Origin of the sequence: Gordonia sp. PP30 (assembly GCF_023100845.1) — a bacterium.
Taxonomy (GTDB): Bacteria; Actinomycetota; Actinomycetes; order Mycobacteriales; family Mycobacteriaceae; genus Gordonia.
The window spans coordinates 1,812,153-1,828,637 of record NZ_CP095864.1 but is presented as its reverse complement, the minus strand read 5'-3'; the positions used below and the strand labels follow the sequence as shown (position 1 = coordinate 1,828,637).

Here is a 16,485-nt window from a genome sequence, read left to right as displayed (position 1 = left end):
ACGACAGGGCGGGTCAGGGATTCTTCAAACCCTGCCCCGCCCTGTCGGCGTAGAGCGAATGTGTGACGTCCGGGTCAGACCGCAGCCGAGTCCGGGACGATGTTCACGGTCTTGCGGCCGCGCTTGACGCCGAACTGGACGGCGCCGTCGGCCAGGGCGAACAGCGTGTCGTCGCCACCGCGGCCGACGTTGACGCCCGGGTGGAACTTGGTGCCACGCTGGCGGATCAGGATCTCGCCGGCGCTGACCTGCTGGCCGCCGAAACGCTTGACGCCGAGTCGCTGGGCATTGGAGTCGCGACCGTTGCGCGAGCTGGATGCACCCTTCTTATGTGCCATGTTCTCAGTCCTCCTAGAAAGTGTGTCAGGCGTTGATGCCGGTGACCTTCAGGACCGTCAGGCGCTGACGGTGACCCTGGCGCTTGTGGTAGCCGGTCTTGTTCTTGAACTTGTGGATCCGGATCTTCGGGCCCTTGACGTGCTCGACGACCTCGGCCGAGACCGAAGCCTTGGCCAGCGCGTCGGCGTCGGTGGTCAGGGTGGCCCCGTCCACGACGAGCGCGACCGGCAGCTCGACGGACCCGCCCGGCTCGACCTCGATCTTCTCGACCTTCACAGTGTCGCCCTGAGCGACCTTGTACTGCTTACCGCCGGTCTTGACGATGGCGTACGTTGCCATTCCCGCTGTCCTCTTAACTCGTCTATCGGGCCGGGGCGCAGGTGTCTGCGTCCGGCGTACATCGGTGTTCTTGCGTCCCCGGCTCCATCCGGGGATCCTCCCGCAGCTGCGCACACCAGCGCGCTCGCCTGCGGAAGGCGACCTGTCAAGGCTACGGTACGCAGCTCGACCAGGTCAAACCAGACACGCGGCCGTGTCAGGCTTGCGCGGGCGGGCTCGCCGTAACATTCGGCCCGCTCGCGGTGTTCCCGGCGCCGGCCCGCCGCGACGTGCGACGACGCGGCTTGCGCGTCACCTCCACCACCGGCGCCTCGGTCTGCGCGGCGACGGTGGTGACCGGTGTCTCAGCTGTCACCACGAGCGGTTCGGCGGGCGCCGACGGTGCCGACGGGCGACGGGTCGCGCGGCGACGGCGCCGCACGACGGCCGGTCCGCCCTCGGCGGAGGGAGTCTCGGCCGACGGTGCCTGGGCGGCCGATTCCGCCGCGACGGCCTCGGCTTCCGGGGCCGCTGCCCCGGCGAGCACCGCTTCGACGACCTCGGTCTGGACCACCAGGCCCGCGACGACCGCGGTCTCCTCTTCGGCTCGCACCTCGGCGGCCTCGACCACCTCGGTGACGGTCTCGATCACCTCGACGGACATGCCCTCGGCCAGCGCCGCGACCGCGGTGAACGCCGACTCGGCCTCCGCGGCGAGCGCCGCGGCGGCGTCGTCGACGGCCTCGACCATCGTGCCGGTCTCGTCGTCCTCGTGGTGCGCCATCGCCTTGAACAGCGGGTGCTCAGCGGCCGGCTTGTGCGCCTTGCTCTCGACGACCGGCGCCGGAGCGTCGGCCTTCTCGCTCTTGCGCTTGTTCCGCCGCGACCGCTTGGACCCGCCCTCGCCCGGCGTCTCGCCGCCGGAGCGGACCTCGACGGGGTTCTGGTGCACGATCACACCGCGCCCGTGGCAGGTCTGGCAAGTGGTGGAGAACGCCTCCAGCAGACCGGTGCCGAGCCGCTTGCGCGTCATCTGGACCAGGCCGAGCGAGGTGACCTCGGACACCTGATGGCGGGTCCGGTCACGTGCCAGCGCCTCGGTGAGGCGGCGCAGCACCAGGTCGCGGTTGGATTCGAGGACCATGTCGATGAAGTCGACGATGATCATGCCGCCGATGTCGCGCAGCCGCATCTGGCGGACGATCTCCTCGGCCGCCTCCAGGTTGTTGCGGGTGACGGTCTCTTCGAGGTTGCCGCCCGCCCCGGTGAACTTGCCGGTGTTGACGTCGACGACGGTCATCGCCTCGGTGTGCTCGATGATCAGCGTGCCGCCGGAGGGCAGCCAGACCTTGCGGTCGAGCGCCTTGGTGAGCTGCTCGTCGATCCGGTAGACGCCGAAGACGTCGGCCGCGGTGGGCGACTCCTTCTCGAAGCGCGTCACCCGCTCGGACAGGTCCGGCGCGACACTGGTGACGTAGCCGGACACCTGGTCCCAGGCCTTCTCGCCTTCGACGACCAGCTTGGTGAAGTCCTCGTTGAACAGGTCGCGGACCACGCGGACCAGCAGGTCCGGCTCCTCGTAGAGGGCACGGGTGGTACCCGAGGCCTTCGCGGTGTGTTCGGCGGCCGCGGCCTCGATGCCCTTCCACTGGGTCTCCAGCCGGGCGATGTCGGCACCGAGTTCCTCGGCGCTGACGCCCTCGGAGGCGGTGCGGATGATCACCCCGGCCTCGTCCGGCACCAGCTTCGACAGGATCGACTTGAGCCGCTTGCGTTCGGTGTCGGGCAGCTTGCGGCTGATCCCGGTCGACGTCCCGCCCGGCACGTACACCAGGTAGCGGCCCGCGAGGGAGACCTGCGTGGTCAGCCGGGCTCCCTTGTGCCCGACCGGGTCCTTGCTGACCTGCACCAGCACGTAGTCGCCGGGCTTGAGCGCCTGCTCGATCTTGCGGGAACCGCCGTCCAGGCCGGCCGCCTCCCAGTTGACCTCGCCGGCGTACAGGACGCCGTTGCGCCCGCGGCCGATGTCGACGAAGGCGGCTTCCATCCCGGGCAGCACGTTCTGCACGCGGCCCAGGTAGATGTTGCCGACCATCGACTGGCTGGTCTCGGTGGTCACGAAGTGCTCCACCAGGACACCGTCTTCCAGGACGGCGACCTGCGTGTAGTCCTCGGTGGGTGCGTGCGGATCGGCGGCGGCCGCGGCCGGATCGACGACGCGCTCGCGCACCACCATCACCCGTTCGACGGCCTCGCGGCGCGCCAGGAACTCCGACTCGGAGAGGATCGGCGGGCGACGGCGCCCGGCATCGCGGCCGTCGCGACGGCGCTGGCGCTTCGCCTCCAGGCGCGTCGATCCGGAGATGCCCTGCACCTCGTCGCGGACCTTCTTGGCGCGCGGCTCACGCTCGTGCACCACGGTGTTCGGCGGGTCGTCCGGCGAGGCCTCCTCACCGTCACCCGCGCCGCCCTTGCGGCGCCGGCGCCGGCGGCGGCGCTTGCTGGTCGGGGTGGCGGCCTCGTCACCGTCACCGTTTTCGCCCTCGGCGTCGGCGTCGTCGGCGGACGTGTCCTCGGCGGCGGTCTCACTCGAGTCGCCCTCGGCGGGCTGCTCTTCGTCGGCGGCGGCCTTGGCCTTCTTCGACTTGCCCTTCTTGCGGTCGCCGCGCTTCTCGTCGGCACGCTGGTCGGCGGCCGGTTCCGCCTCGGCCGCCGCGCTCTCGGCGGCCTCCGCGGCCGGGGTCTCCTCGGCCGGTGCCTCGGTGTCGGCCGCGGAGTCGTCGGCGGCGCCGTCGGTCTCAGCGGCGTCACCGCGGCCACGGCCGCGGCCACGGCGGCCGCGACGGCGGCGGCGGGCACGCTGCTGACCGTCCTCGGTGTCGTCGGCGTTCTCGGCCGTGTCGGCGCCCTCCGGCTGTTCGGCCTCGTCGGCCTGCTCAGCGGCGGTCTCCACCGGCTCGGCCTCGGACTTCTCCGGCGCAGTGGACTCGGCCTTGGGGGTCTCGGTCTCGGGGGTCGCGGTCTTGCTGGTCCCGGCCGCGGCCTTCTCCGGCTCGGGCGCGGTCTTCGGCGCCGACGGCGGCAGGAACAGCGGCGACACCTCGGCGGCGACGGCCCCGGCAGCGCTCGGTTCCTCGACGGTGATCGCCGAGAACAGCGACTCGGTCACCGCCCCGGCGGATTCGGCCGCAGGCGCGGGCTCGGCCGCGAGTTCGGGTTCGGCCGCCGACTCGGCCTCGGCCGGCGCGGCCAGGCGGTCGGCGACGGACTGCGCCTGCTCGCCGCTGATCGACGAGGACGCCGAGCGGGCGACGACGCCCAGTTCATGCAGGTGCGCAAGCACGTCCCGGCTGGTTACCCCCAGCGTGCGGGCGAGTGCGTGCACACGAAGTCGTGCGGGAAATGCTTCCGCCGAATTGTCCGACGGCTGTGCGTCGGTCGGCGACCCGGTATCGGTCACGTGGTCTCCTTCAGACCCCCGGGCGCGTCGGCGAAAATCGCACCGACGCGGCCACGCGAGGGCCCTTCCCTATGTGTGCGGCCGTCTCCGGCCGGGTGTTATGTGGTCTTCGCGTCGCTGACGACGCCTTGCTTGTCGACGATCACCGCGCCGGCCGTGGGTAGACAGCCGCTGCGCTGGTAGTCGCATCGAAGTCACCAAAGTGTGATGTCTCCGACGAGGCAAGTATCCCACACGTTCACCCGTTTCCCGCACACGGCCGGGAATCAGGACCCTCCCGCGCCGCGTCGGCAGGGAGGTTGATCAGGCGATCTGTCAGGAATTCAGCGAGGGAAACCAGAGCGCGATCTCGCGCGCGGCGGACTCGGCCGAGTCGGACCCGTGCACGATGTTGAACTGGGTCTCGAGGCCGAAATCGCCGCGGATGGTGCCCGGGGTGGCCTTCTCGACGGGATCGGTGCCGCCGGCCAGCTGCCGGAAGGCCGGGATGGCCCGCTCGCCCTCGACGACCATCGCGACGACCGGACCGGAGGTGATGAACTCCAGCAGCTCCCCGAAGAAGGGCCGCTCGGCGTGCTCGGCGTAGTGCTCGGAGGCCAGCTCGGTGGTCACCTGGCGCAGTTCCAGAGCGGCCAGGCGCAGCCCCTTGCGCTCGATGCGGGAGATCACTTCGCCGATCAGCGCACGCTGGACGCCGTCGGGCTTGATGAGAACGAGAGTCTGTTCAGTCACGAGGTCACACTGTAGCGGGCGCGACGTCGCGCGGCACGGTGTGGCCGCGTCTACGGGCAGTACTGCCGGTCGACCGACCAGACGCCGTACTGGAACAGATTTCCGCCGCCGACGTTCGGATCGATGATGATCTGCACGCAGGCGCCCTTGGTCTTCACCGCGGCCGTCAGCTCGCGGTCCATCTGGGCGGCGAGTGCGTCGTTGGCCGGACGGTACGACGGCGGGACCGGCAGCGCCTTGATCCGGCCGGCCGGGTCCTGCGCGGCGAGCCACAGCGTCGCACTGCGGGTGGCGAGGTAGCCGAAGGCACCGGCCGGCACCGGCATCGGCGCGCCGGGGACCACCTCGTCGTCGGTCTGATCGAGCGGCGCGGCGGGCATGGCATTGCGCAGCCCGGGATCGGGCGTGCCGCCGCGCTGCAGGTCCGCGGTATCGAGGATGGTGTGCGGCTGCCCGCCCGCCTCGCTCGCTCCCGGCAACGCTCGCGCGGGCGCGGCCGCCAGGACCATCGCCACGACCGGCAGGACCACGGCCAGCACCATTCCCATTCGACGAGTTCTCGTCATGTCACCGCTTCCCGCATTCCACCCGACCGCCATGTGCTCGTGGCCGAGTGTAGCCCAGATCAGACCGGACGCTGTCCGGGCAGCTTGCCGCGGGCGATCCGGCGTTCCACGTCGCGCTTGATGTAGACGATGTAGATCCAGACGCACAGGAAGACCACGCCGACGATCGCGATCGACCCCTGGAAGAGGCCGCCGAGGATCACCGGCACCTGCATCGCGAGGTTGATCGCCAGGGCGTGCGGGCGGCGCTGCATTCCGGACAGCAGGATCAGCAGCAGACAGACGATGCCCAGGTAGAGGCCCGACGCCCAGGTGACGCCGTGCTGGGTCAGCTTGGCGACCACCGGGAAGGTCAGGCCGACGACGATCGCTTCCAGGATCAGCACGGCGGCCATGATGCCGCGGAATCCCTTCCACGGATCGGTGGCCGGGGCGGTGAACCGCTGCGGCTGGGCGTCGCTGCCCGGGGACTCGGTCGCGGCACTCATGCGGGCTCCTTGCCGAACAGCGTGCGCCCGGCGCCCGCGGTGACCACCGAACCGGTGATCACCACGCCCGCGCCGGACAGGGTCTCGTCGTCGCCCTCTTCGGCCAGACCGATGGCGGCGGCGACCGCGTCGGGCAGGAAGGGCTCGATCACCACGCGCTCCTCGCCGAAGACCTCGATCGCGAGGTCGGCGAGCAGCTGCGGATCGAGGGCCCGCGGCGAGCCGTTGTCGGTGATGACGACGACATCGAGCACCGGCTCCACCTCGGTGAGGAAGCCGCGGGCGTCCTTGTCGCCGAGCATGCCGATCACGCCGATGAGGCGGCGGAAGTCGAACTCCTCCTCCAGCGCGGTGGCCAGCGCCGCGCCGCCGTGCGGATTGTGCGCGGCATCCACGAACACGGTCGGCGCGCTGCGCACCCGCTCTAGGCGCCCGGGGCTGTCGACACCGGCGAAGCCGGCGCGCACCAGGTCGATGTCGAGCGCCCGCTCGGCGCCCGCGCCGAAGAACGCCTCGACCGCGGCGAGCGCGACGGCGGCGTTCTCCGCCTGGTGCGTGCCGTGCAGCGGGAGGAAGATCTCGTCGTACACGCCGCCGAGCCCCTGGATGGTGAGCAGTTGTCCGCCGACGGCGGTGCGCGTGTCGAGCACGGCGAACTCCGAATTCAGCCGCGCGACCACGGTCTCCGCCGCCACCGCCTCGCGGAGCAAGACGTCCATCGCCTCCGGCTGCTGGCGGCCGATGATCGTCACCTGGTCGTCGGGGACCAGGGCCTCGCTGTCGCCGGGCTTGATGATTCCGGCCTTCTCCCCCGCGATCGCGGTGAGCGTGTCGCCCAGGTAGTCGGCGTGGTCGAAGGCGATCGGCGTGATCACCGCGACCGAGGAGTCGATCACGTTGGTGGCGTCCCAGCGGCCGCCCATCCCGGTCTCCACGACGGCCACCTCGATCGGCGCCTCGGCGAAGGCCGCGTACGCCATGGCCGTGAGCACCTCGAACTTGCTCATCCGCGGTCCGCCCTGCGACTCCGAGGAATCATCGACCATGGTGATGTACGGCTCCAGGTCGCGGTAGGTGTCGACGTAGGTCCGCGGGCTGATCGGCGCGCCGTCGATCGCGATACGTTCGGTCACCAGCTGCAGGTGCGGGCTGGTGATGCGGCCGGTACGGCGATGGAAGGCGCGCAGCAGCGCGTCGATCATCCGGGTGGTCGAGGTCTTGCCGTTGGTGCCTGCGATGTGGATCGACGGGTACGCGCGCTGCGGATTCCCGAGCAGTTCCATGAGTGCCGTGATCCGCGTCAGCGAGGGCTCGATCTTGGTCTCCGGCCAGCGTGTATCGAGCTCGGCCTCGACGGCGGCCAGCTCGGCGAGGGCGTCCTCGTCGCTCACCGGGCGTTCAGCTCCGCCAGCTTGGCCGTCAGGCGCGCCACCTCGGCCTCGGCGAGTTCCCGGCGCGCGCTGATCTTGGCGACCACCGCGTCCGGCGCCTTGGCGAGGAACTGTTCGTTGCCGAGCTTGGCGGTGGTCCCGGCCAACTCCTTCTCGGCGGCGGCCAGGTCCTTCGCCGCACGCTTGCGCTCGGCCTCCACGTCGACCTGCCCGGACGTGTCGATGGCGACGGTCGGCGTACACGACGACAGCCGCACCTCGACCGTCGCGGTCGCGGCGAAGTCGTCGCCGGCCGGGGTGAGTCTGGCCAGCGCGTCCAGGTACGGGCGCATGCCGGCCAGATCCGGGGTGAGCCCGCTGACCTGCGCGGCGACCCGCTGGCCGGGATTGAGGCCCTGGTCGCTGCGGAAGCGGCGCACTTCGGTCACGAGTTTCTGGAGGTCGTCGATCGCGGTGGCCGCCGCCTCGTCGTACGACTCGCCGGAGACCTCCGGCCAGGACGCGACGACGACGGATTCCTCGCCGGTGAGCGCCTTCCAGAGGGTCTCCGTGACGAACGGCATGACCGGCGAGAGGGCACGGAGCAGCTTGTCGAGCACCGTGCCGAGGACCAGCGCGGTGGTCTCCTTCCGCCGCCCGTTGAGCTCGTCCGCCCGCCCGTTGAGCTCGTCGAAATGCTCGCTGTTCTGCACCTTCGCCAGCTCGAGGTACCAGTCGCAGACCTCGTCCCACGCGAAGTGGTAGAGCGCCTCGCAGGCCTTGGAGAACTCGTAGGATTCGAAGCCGGAGTCGACGTCGGACAGCACCTGGTCGAGGCGGCCGAGGATCCAGCGGTCGGCGACGGTCAGCTCCTCGCGGGGCGGCAACTCCCCCACTCGTGCACCGTTCATCAGGGCGAACTTGGTGGCGTTGAACAGCTTGGTGGCGAAGTTGCGCGAGGACTGCGCGTGGGATTCGCCGACCGAGATGTCGCTGCCCGGGTTGGCCCCGCGCGCCAGGGTGAAGCGCAGGGCGTCGGCGCCGAAGCGGTCGATCCAGTCGAGCGGGTCGATGCCGTTGCCCTTGGACTTGCTCATCTTGCGGCCGTGCTCGTCGCGCACCAGGCCGTGGAGGAAGACGTTCTCGAACGGGACGACGGCCTTGTCACCGGCCAGACCGGCGTCGTCGAGCTTGCCGACGTAGGTGCCGAACATCATCATGCGGGCGACCCAGAAGAACAGGATGTCGTACCCGGTGACCAGCACCGACGTCGGGTAGAACTTCTCGATCTCGTCGGTGCGCTCGGGCCAGCCCATGGTGGAGAAGGGCCACAGGCCGGAGCTGAACCAGGTGTCCAGGACGTCCGGGTCCTGTTCCCAGCCCTCCGGCGCCGTCTCGTCGGGGCCGAAGCAGCGGTACTCGCCCTCGGGCGAGTACCAGATCGGGATGCGGTGCCCCCACCACAGCTGGCGGGAGATGCACCAGTCGTGCATGCCGTCGACCCAGTCGAACCAGCGCGGTTCCTGGCTGGCCGGGTGGATCACGGTGTCACCGTTCCGGACGGCATCGCCGGCGGCCTTGGCCAGCGAAGAGACCTTGACCCACCACTGGAGCGACAGCCGCGGCTCGATGCTCTCGCCGGAGCGCTCGGAATGCCCGACGCTGTGCAGGTAGGGGCGGATCTCCTTGACGATGCGGCCCTGCTCCGCGAGCGCCTCGCGGACCGCCACGCGCGCCTCGAAGCGGTCGAGGCCGTCGAACCGCGTTCCGGTGCCCTCGATGCGTCCGGTCTTGTCCATGATGGTGGGCATCGGCAGGTCGTGCCGCAGGCCCATCTCGAAGTCGTTGGGGTCGTGCGCGGGGGTGATCTTGACCGCGCCGGAACCGAATTCGGGGTCGACGTAGTCGTCGGCGATCACCGGGACGGTGCGGTCGAGGAAGGGATGCGAGAGCTGCGTGCCGACGAGGTGCCGGTACCGCTCGTCGTCGGGGTGCACGGCGATCGCGGTGTCGCCGAGCATGGTCTCCATCCGGGTGGTGGCGACGACGATGTGCGGCTCGTCGTCGTTCATCGAGCCGTAGCGGAAGGAGACGAGTTCGCCTTCCACCTCCTCGAACTTGACCTCGATGTCGCTGATCGCGGTCTGCAGCACCGGCGACCAGTTGACCAGGCGCTCGGCGCGGTAGATGAGGCCGTCGTCGTACAGCTTCTTGAAGATGGACTGCACGGCGCGGGACAGGCCCTCGTCCATGGTGAAGCGGTCGCGCGACCAGTCCACGCCGTCACCGAGGCGGCGCATCTGACCCTGAATGGTGCCGCCGGACTCGCGCTTCCACTCCCAGACCTTCTCGATGAAGGCCTCGCGCCCGAGCGCCTCCTTGCTGGTGCCGGCGGCGACGAGCTGCTTCTCGACGATGCTCTGCGTCGCGATACCGGCGTGGTCCATGCCGGGCAGCCACAGCACCTCGTAGCCCTGCATCCGCTTGCGGCGGGTCAGGGTGTCCATCAGGGTGTGGTCGAGGGCGTGCCCCATATGCAGGGAGCCGGTCACGTTCGGCGGCGGCAGCACGATCGAATAGCCGGGCTTGTCGCTGGTCGCGTCGGCGGTGAAGTACCCGGCCGCTACCCAGCCCTCGTACAGGGCTTCCTCGTGCTCAGCGGGATTCCAGGCAGCGGGGAGCGCGTTGTGCGCGTCAGGGGTAGTCACGCGGACGATTCTAGTGAAGGTCGCGGAAAGACCGGCAACGCCCTCGGCCGCCCCCGCCGACATCTCTTCCCCTTTCACCATACCGCGCACATCGGGGCTTGCGGCAAGGGCCGATACGGGGCGCATAATCGCTGCTCACCACTCGTGAGGAGCCCTCTTTGCCCGCCGGATCGTCGCACTTCCGCCTGCCCGCCTCCCTCGCCCGCAAGACCGTCGCGTCGCTCATCGACGGCGACGACGCGCACTTCGCCGCCGTCGACGCCGCCGTCAGCGCGCAGGCGGGCGCCGTCTCCGACCGGCTGGACACACTGCGCGCGATTCCGGCCCGCGCCGGGCGGGAAGCCGTCGAGCGTGACGCCGAGATCCGCACACTCACCGCGCGCCTCGCGTTGCTGCGCCGCCGCGGCGCCGACCTGTGCCTGGGGCGGATGACCGGTGCGGACGGGTCGCTGGTCTACCTCGGGCGGCTCGGCGTCACCGGCCGCGACGGCCGGGAACTGCTCCTCGACTGGCGCACACCGGCCGCCGCGCCGTTCTTCGCGGCCTCCCGGGCGACGCCGTCCGGCCTCGTCGCCCGCCGCCGGTACCGCTGGTCGGGCGGGCGCGTCGTCGACTACTGGGACGAGGCGCTCACCGACGAGGGGCTGGTGCACGGCGGCGCGCTGGACGCGGAGTCGTCGTTCCTGGCCTCTCTCGCCGACGCCCGGACCACCCGGATGCGCGACGTTCTGGCCACGCTCGCCGCCGACCAGCACGCGATCATCCGGGACGACTCGCCCGGCACGCTGGTGGTCGACGGCGGCCCGGGCACCGGGAAGACGGTGGTGGCGCTGCATCGGGCGGCGTATCTGCTGTACGCCGATCCGAGGGTCGGCGCGGCGCGCGGCGGTGTGCTGTTCGTCGGCCCCACCGACCGGTATCTCGCGTACGTGGCGGACGTGCTGCCCGACCTCGGCGAGGAGGGCACCCGGTTCGCCACGATCGGCGACCTGGTTCCCGAGGGCCGCTCCGCCGGGCCGGACACCGACCGCGAGGTCGCGGCGGCGAAATCGCGGCTGACCGGCGCGATCGAGCGGGCGGTCGCGTTCTACGAGGAGCCGCCGGCCGAGCCGGTCGTCGTCGAGAGCGGCGGAACGAACGTCGAGGTGACACCGGCGGACTGGGCGCTGGCCTTCGACGGCGTCGAGCCGGGCACGCCGCACAACGAGGCGCGGCCGGCGATCCTCGACGCCCTGGTCGAGGTGCTCTCCGCCCGCCACGACACCCTGCCCCTCACCGGACTCCGCGCCGAGATCGCCCGGGCGTGGCCGCTGCTCGACGCACGCGACGTGATCGCCGATCTGTGGACCGTTCCCGCGTACCTGCGGTACTGCGCACCGGCCCTGTCCGACCGGGAGGTCCGCCTGCTGCGGCGCGCGGACGGCTACGCGTGGACGCGGGCCGATCTGCCGCTGCTCGACGCCGCCCGGCACCGACTGGGTGACGCCGATGCGCTCGCGCGGGAGCGCCGACGGGACGCGGAGACCGCCGAACAGCGGCGCGTGATGGCCGACGTCCTGGACGAGCTGGTGGCCGCCGACGACGACCGCGAGGGCCTGGTCCAGCAGTTCTCGTTCGGCGGCATGGCCGCGCTGACCACCGACTATTCGGGCCTTCCCGACGCCGAGCCCGACCGGCTCGCCGGACCGTTCGCGCACGTCGTCGTCGACGAGGCCCAGGAGCTCACGGACGCCGAGTGGGCGATGCTGCGGCGGCGCTGCCGCGCGAGCGGCTTCACCGTCGTCGGTGACCGGGCGCAGGCCCGGGGCGGGTTCGCCGAATCGTGGGAGGAGCGGTTGCGCCGCTGCGGGCTGCGGAACATCCGGGTGGCGCGGCTCGGCCTGAACTATCGCACGCCGCGCGAGGTGATGGACGTCGCCGCTCGGGAGATCATCCGGGTGCTCCCGGATGCGAACGTGCCCGACTCGGTGCGCGGCACCGGACGGCCGGTGCGCGAGTGCTCGCTGGCCGAGGTGCCCGTCGTGCTCGACGAGTGGCTCGCCGAGCACGACGGCGTGTCGTGCGTGATCGCCACGCCGGAGGTCCTGGCCTCGATTCCGGAGCGGCCGCGGGTCGTCGCGCTCGATCCGGCCGGAACGAGCGGGCTGGAGTTCGACCTGGTGATCGTGTGCGCGCCCGCGTCGTTCGGCGACGGGCTGCCGGGCGCGGTGAGTCGCTACATCGCGATGACTCGCGCGACCGGCGAGTTGGTCATCGCGTCGTGACGGATCAGCCGACGTTGAACGTCGCGGCGCCCGGGATCGACCACGGGCCGCCGCGGCTGACGATGTTGATGGAGCCGATCACGGTGCCCGCCCCCGGGGTCAGCTTGACCTTCTGCGAGCCGGACCACGGACCGGGGCAGGGGCGCACACTCCCCGATCCGGAGCGCCCGTTGCTGATGTTGGTGTAGTCGAAGCGCACGAACGAGTCCTGCACCGCCGGGCTGTGACACTGTCCGCCGGCCGGGGCGCTGAGCCACACGGCCCCCGGACCGGCGGTGTCGATGCGGATCGACGCCGAATAGGTGCCGAAGGCGGTGATCCCGTCCGCGGTGATGCCGTTCGCCGGGAACTGCTGGACGCCGACCGGCGCGGCCTCCGCGGTTCCGGCGGCCACGGTCCCCGCCATCCCGGCGACAGCGCCTCCCGCCGCTCCCGCCAATGCCATGACCCGCGCACGAGTAGTGATCTTCATTTCGGCCTCCTGACGGCAGTACAGCGTGAGTGCTGTACCGAATGTGTCATTCATCACGCTTCCGGCGTTACATTACCCACCGGTGAGCCGCGGTCGGATGTGCTCGTCGGCCGCCGCCCGGCCTACGCGGTGCGGAGCCGATGGACGTCCTCGGGGGCGTCGACGTTGGTGAGCCAGTCCGGGTTGCTGACGGTGACCCGGTGGGTGACGATCGCGTCGAGCGCCGCGGTCATCCGCTGCTCCCCCGTGGCCAGCAGTTCGGCGAGACGCGGAGCGACCCGGGTGCGGTAGATGCCCGCCATCGGATGCGCTCGCTCGCTGTCGTACGCGATCACCGCGTCGGTGGACACCGTGAGGCCCCGCAGGAGTTCGTCGATCAGTTCGGGCTCGATGAGCGGCATGTCGGTGGCGCAGACGAAGGCCGCGGGCGAGCCCGCCGCCTCGGCCGCTTCGAGCGCGACCACCAGACCGCCGAGCGGACCCGTACCGATCTCCTCGGTGGTGATCCAGGTGAGGCCGTCGGCCTGCCCGAGTTCGACGTACGCCTGCGAGGTCTGGGCCGCGGTCACCAGGACCGGGTCACAGCGCTGGGCGACGACGTCGACCACGGTGCTCAACAGGGGCCGCCCGTCCCAGTCCATCGAGGCCTTGTCCCGGCCCATCCGGCGGGAACGACCACCCGCGAGAACGATGCCGGCGAGATTGAGGTGTCTGTGCGTCATGGCCACCATTGTGTCGGTCGGCACCGACAAATATGGCCGCTTGGGGAACCGGCGCCCGGTCCGCTGGCGATCAGGCGGCCTTGCCGCCGCCGGGCGAGATCACACCGCAGGCCACGCGGCTGCCGGCGTCACCGGTCATCATCGTCTTCTCGTCGGGACCCGGCGTCCCGTCGTTCTGCTTGTACCGGTCGGCGGGGATGTTGCCGAAGTTGTCGGGGCCGGAATGAATGATGATCGCGGTCCCGGCACCGGCCAGCAGGTCGGCGCGGGTGAAGCCGTTGGTCGTCGTCTCCAGCAGCGCCGATCCGTCGTTGCGGACCTGCAGCGACGACAGGTCGCCGCTCATCGGGTGTCCCGTGTGCCCGGGCGCCTGGAAGTGGCCGCCCGCGGACAGGAAGTTCCCGGTCTCACCGCCGCCCGGCGCCTGCGAGTTCGGCTCGCACTTGCCGACCGCGTGGACGTGCAGACCGTGGAAGCCCGGCGTCAGTTTGCCCGGCTCCGTGGTCTTGACCTCGACGGTCGCGTAGCCGTGCTCGAACTCGATCTCCGCGGTGGCGATCTCGGCGCCGCTCGCGTCCTTGATCGGGACGTGCAGGGTGTCGGAGTCGCTCTTGTCCGAACTGCCGCACGCCGCGAGCGACACGGCCATCACCCCCGCGGCCAGAACTGCGGACAGGGACCGGAGAGCATTCCGAGTAGCCATGTCTCCACGGTAGTCCTCCGAACGGAGGACACAAGGGGGTCGCGGCGCGGGCCGCCCGCGATCAGGCGGGCCGAGCCCGGACGTGGGCGCGTTCCCCCTGCTTGCCGACCAGCGCCAGACACTCGACCGGGCCGGCGGACGTCGCACCGAACCAGTGCGGAGTCCGGCAGTCGAATTCGGCGACCTCGCCGGGTTTGAGCAGCAGGTCGTGCTCGCCCAGGACCAGCCGCAGGGTCCCGTTCAGCACGTACACCCAGTCGTAGCCCTCGTGCACCCGCAACTCGGGATGGTCGACGTCGTCGTCGACCGCGGGGATCACCAGCTTGTACGCCTGGATCCCGCCCGGCCGCCGGCTCAGCGGCAGCACCACGCGGCCGCACTCGTCCACGACCGGCCGGATACTCACCCGCGGATCGCCGGTGGGCGGCGCGTCGACCAGCTCGTCCAGCGTCACGCCGTATACCCGGGCCAGCGGCAACAGTTGTTCCAGCGTCGGCCGCCGCAATCCCGATTCCAGGCGCGACAGCGTGCTCGCCGAGATGCCGGTCTGCTCGGCCAGGTCGGTCAGGGTCACGTCGCGCCGACTGCGCAATTGCTTCAGCCGGGCCCCGACGGCATCGAGCGTCTCATCGTCGTTCACGACTTCCATTTTGCCGTTCGGCAACAATCTTTGCCAGTACGGCCGACGGTGCCGCACCATCGTCGGCATGACCAGACATTCAGAGCAGGACACGACCGGCACCGACCGCGACGAGGTGATCGTCATCGGCGCGGGCGCGGCCGGACTCAGCGCCGGACTGACGCTGGCGCGCGCCCGGCGGCGCGTCACCGTGATCGACGGCGGCGCCCCGCGCAACGCTCCGGCCGCCGGGATCCACGGCCTGATCGCCGCCGAGGGCATCTCCCCCGCCGAATACGTCGCGCGCGGCCGCGCCGAGGTCACCGGGTACGGCGGACGCCTCGTCGACGGCCAGGTGGACAGGATCACCCGCGACGACGACGGCTTCACCATCGCGCTCGACGACGGCACGACCCTCCGCAGCCGCACCGTCCTCGTCGCCACCGGCGTCCGCGACGACCTCCCGAGCATTCCCGGCCTGCACCGGCACTGGGGCACCGCGATCCTGCACTGCCCGTACTGCCACGGCTGGGAGGCCCGAGACAAGCGCATCGGGATCCTCGCGACCGGACCGCTGTCCTGGATGCAGGCGCTGATGTTCCACCAGTGGAGCGACGACGTCGTGCTTCTCGCCAACGGCGTCGACTTCTCCAGCGACGACCTCGCCACCCTCGACCGCGTCGGGGTCCAGGTTCGCACCGGCCTGGTCGAGGAGGTATTCGACGACCCGGACGGCGCTCTCGCCGGGGTCCGGCTCGTCGGAGGTTCCGCCGTCGACCTCGACGCGATCGCCGTGCACTCCCGGATCCACGCGAACACCGGGATCCTGGCCGGGTTCGGCGTCTCCGTCGAAGAGAACGAGTTCGGCACGTACCTCGCGGCGGACTCCGACGGCCGCACCGGCGTACCGGGCCTGTGGGCCGCGGGCAACATCCGCGACCAGATGGCTCAGGTCACCAGTTCAGCCGCCGACGGCGTCTTCGTCGCGGCCCGGCTCAACATGGACCTGATCTTCACCGATGCGGGCCGGCCGGTCGCGCCGCCGCGGGAGCCGGTGCGGCGATGAGTCACGCGCACGCCACGGACGACGCCGCCCGCTGGGAGGACATGTGGGCCGACGGCACCTGCCCGGAGGCGACCTCCGTACATCCGTACCTCGCCACCGAGACGGCGGGGCTGACACCCGGCACCGCCATCGATGCCGGCTGCGGCGGGGGCCGCGAAGCGATCGCGCTCGCCGAACGCGGCTGGCAGGTGACCGGGATCGACGTCTCGCCGAGCGCTCTCGCCCTCGCACGCCGCCGCGCCGCCGACGCGCACGTCGAGATCGACTGGCTCCACGCCGATCTCAGCACCTGGGCACCGGCCGCACCGGCCGGCCTGGTGACGACGTTCTACGCCCACCCGCCCGGCAGTCACCTCGACTTCTATCGAAGGCTGGCGGGTTGGGTGGCGCCGGGCGGCACGCTGCTCATCGTCGGCCATCTCCACCGCGGCGACCACGACCACACCGGCCACGACGACACCGAGCCACCGGAGGAGACCACGGCCACGGCCGGTCAGATCGTCGCCCTGCTCCCTCCCGACGAGTGGCGGATCGACACGGCGCTCGAGACGTCGCGGACCATCACCGACAGTGCCGGGCACGAGCGAGAGCTACACGACGTCGTCGTGCGGGCGACACGGCTCCGCTGACCTGCGAGAACGGGTGGTCTCGACTCCGC

At 71.0% G+C, this 16,485-nt stretch carries 15 protein-coding genes; 3 read left to right on the top strand and 12 right to left on the bottom strand.

Annotated features, from left to right (window positions below; translation table 11 throughout):
• Nucleotides 1-74 precede the first annotated feature (74 nt).
• The 8 genes from rpmA to MYK68_RS08280 form a co-directional block, all read right to left on the bottom strand.
• Nucleotides 75-338 (bottom strand): 50S ribosomal protein L27, encoded by a 264-nt coding sequence (gene rpmA / locus MYK68_RS08315; protein WP_247867452.1) that lies wholly within the window; start codon nucleotides 336-338, stop codon nucleotides 75-77.
• Between the two features lie 25 nt (nucleotides 339-363).
• A complete protein-coding gene (gene rplU, locus MYK68_RS08310; protein ID WP_247867451.1) occupies nucleotides 364-678 on the bottom strand; it encodes a 50S ribosomal protein L21 in 315 nt (104 codons plus the stop codon).
• A gap of 196 nt (nucleotides 679-874) precedes the next feature.
• On the bottom strand, nucleotides 875-4,117 hold the full coding sequence (locus MYK68_RS08305) for a translation initiation factor IF-2 N-terminal domain-containing protein (RefSeq protein ID WP_247867450.1): 3,243 nt from the start codon (nucleotides 4,115-4,117) through the stop codon (nucleotides 875-877).
• Nucleotides 4,118-4,432: 315 nt separating this feature from the next.
• Complete coding sequence (gene ndk / locus MYK68_RS08300) at nucleotides 4,433-4,849, bottom strand: nucleoside-diphosphate kinase (protein ID WP_247867449.1); 417 nt, start codon at nucleotides 4,847-4,849, stop codon at nucleotides 4,433-4,435.
• 50 nt (nucleotides 4,850-4,899) lie between these two features.
• Nucleotides 4,900-5,397, bottom strand: coding sequence for a hypothetical protein (locus MYK68_RS08295; RefSeq protein ID WP_247867448.1), 498 nt, complete (start codon nucleotides 5,395-5,397; stop codon nucleotides 4,900-4,902).
• A 77-nt stretch (nucleotides 5,398-5,474) separates the two neighbouring features.
• A complete protein-coding gene (locus tag MYK68_RS08290) occupies nucleotides 5,475-5,903 on the bottom strand; it encodes a DUF4233 domain-containing protein (RefSeq protein ID WP_247867447.1) in 429 nt (142 codons plus the stop codon).
• Entirely contained in the window at nucleotides 5,900-7,294 is a 1,395-nt protein-coding gene (folC, locus tag MYK68_RS08285; RefSeq protein WP_247867446.1) for a bifunctional tetrahydrofolate synthase/dihydrofolate synthase, read from the bottom strand. The genes MYK68_RS08290 and folC overlap by 4 nt, the downstream gene beginning before the upstream one ends.
• A complete protein-coding gene (locus MYK68_RS08280) occupies nucleotides 7,291-9,981 on the bottom strand; it encodes a valine--tRNA ligase (protein ID WP_247867445.1) in 2,691 nt (896 codons plus the stop codon). The genes folC and MYK68_RS08280 overlap by 4 nt, the downstream gene beginning before the upstream one ends.
• Before the next feature lie 158 nt (nucleotides 9,982-10,139).
• Between MYK68_RS08280 and helR the strand changes: the two genes are divergently transcribed.
• Nucleotides 10,140-12,245, top strand: a complete 2,106-nt coding sequence (gene helR, locus MYK68_RS08275) for an RNA polymerase recycling motor ATPase HelR (RefSeq protein WP_247867444.1) — start codon at nucleotides 10,140-10,142, stop codon at nucleotides 12,243-12,245.
• 4 nt (nucleotides 12,246-12,249) lie between these two features.
• Here the strand turns inward: helR and MYK68_RS08270 are convergent, their stop codons facing one another.
• The 4 genes from MYK68_RS08270 to MYK68_RS08255 all read right to left on the bottom strand — a co-directional run bounded on the left by MYK68_RS08270 (nucleotide 12,250) and on the right by MYK68_RS08255 (nucleotide 14,782).
• A complete protein-coding gene (locus tag MYK68_RS08270) occupies nucleotides 12,250-12,717 on the bottom strand; it encodes a hypothetical protein (RefSeq protein ID WP_247867443.1) in 468 nt (155 codons plus the stop codon).
• Nucleotides 12,718-12,839: 122 nt separating this feature from the next.
• The gene (gene mobA / locus MYK68_RS08265) at nucleotides 12,840-13,448 is read right to left on the bottom strand and encodes a molybdenum cofactor guanylyltransferase (RefSeq protein WP_247867977.1); all 609 of its coding nucleotides are present in this window, start codon (nucleotides 13,446-13,448) and stop codon (nucleotides 12,840-12,842) included.
• Nucleotides 13,449-13,509: 61 nt separating this feature from the next.
• The gene (gene sodC, locus MYK68_RS08260) at nucleotides 13,510-14,088 is read right to left on the bottom strand and encodes a superoxide dismutase[Cu-Zn] (RefSeq protein WP_247867976.1); all 579 of its coding nucleotides are present in this window, start codon (nucleotides 14,086-14,088) and stop codon (nucleotides 13,510-13,512) included.
• A gap of 115 nt (nucleotides 14,089-14,203) precedes the next feature.
• On the bottom strand, nucleotides 14,204-14,782 hold the full coding sequence (locus tag MYK68_RS08255) for a helix-turn-helix domain-containing protein (RefSeq protein WP_502798307.1): 579 nt from the start codon (nucleotides 14,780-14,782) through the stop codon (nucleotides 14,204-14,206).
• Nucleotides 14,783-14,849: 67 nt separating this feature from the next.
• Here MYK68_RS08255 and MYK68_RS08250 point away from each other — a divergent pair, with 67 nt between their 5' ends.
• Both MYK68_RS08250 and MYK68_RS08245 read left to right on the top strand, forming a co-directional pair.
• A complete protein-coding gene (locus tag MYK68_RS08250) occupies nucleotides 14,850-15,827 on the top strand; it encodes an NAD(P)/FAD-dependent oxidoreductase (RefSeq protein ID WP_247867441.1) in 978 nt (325 codons plus the stop codon).
• Nucleotides 15,824-16,456 (top strand): class I SAM-dependent methyltransferase, encoded by a 633-nt coding sequence (locus MYK68_RS08245; RefSeq protein WP_247867440.1) that lies wholly within the window; start codon nucleotides 15,824-15,826, stop codon nucleotides 16,454-16,456. Before MYK68_RS08250 ends, MYK68_RS08245 begins: the two co-directional genes overlap by 4 nt.
• Nucleotides 16,457-16,485: the final 29 nt, after the last annotated feature.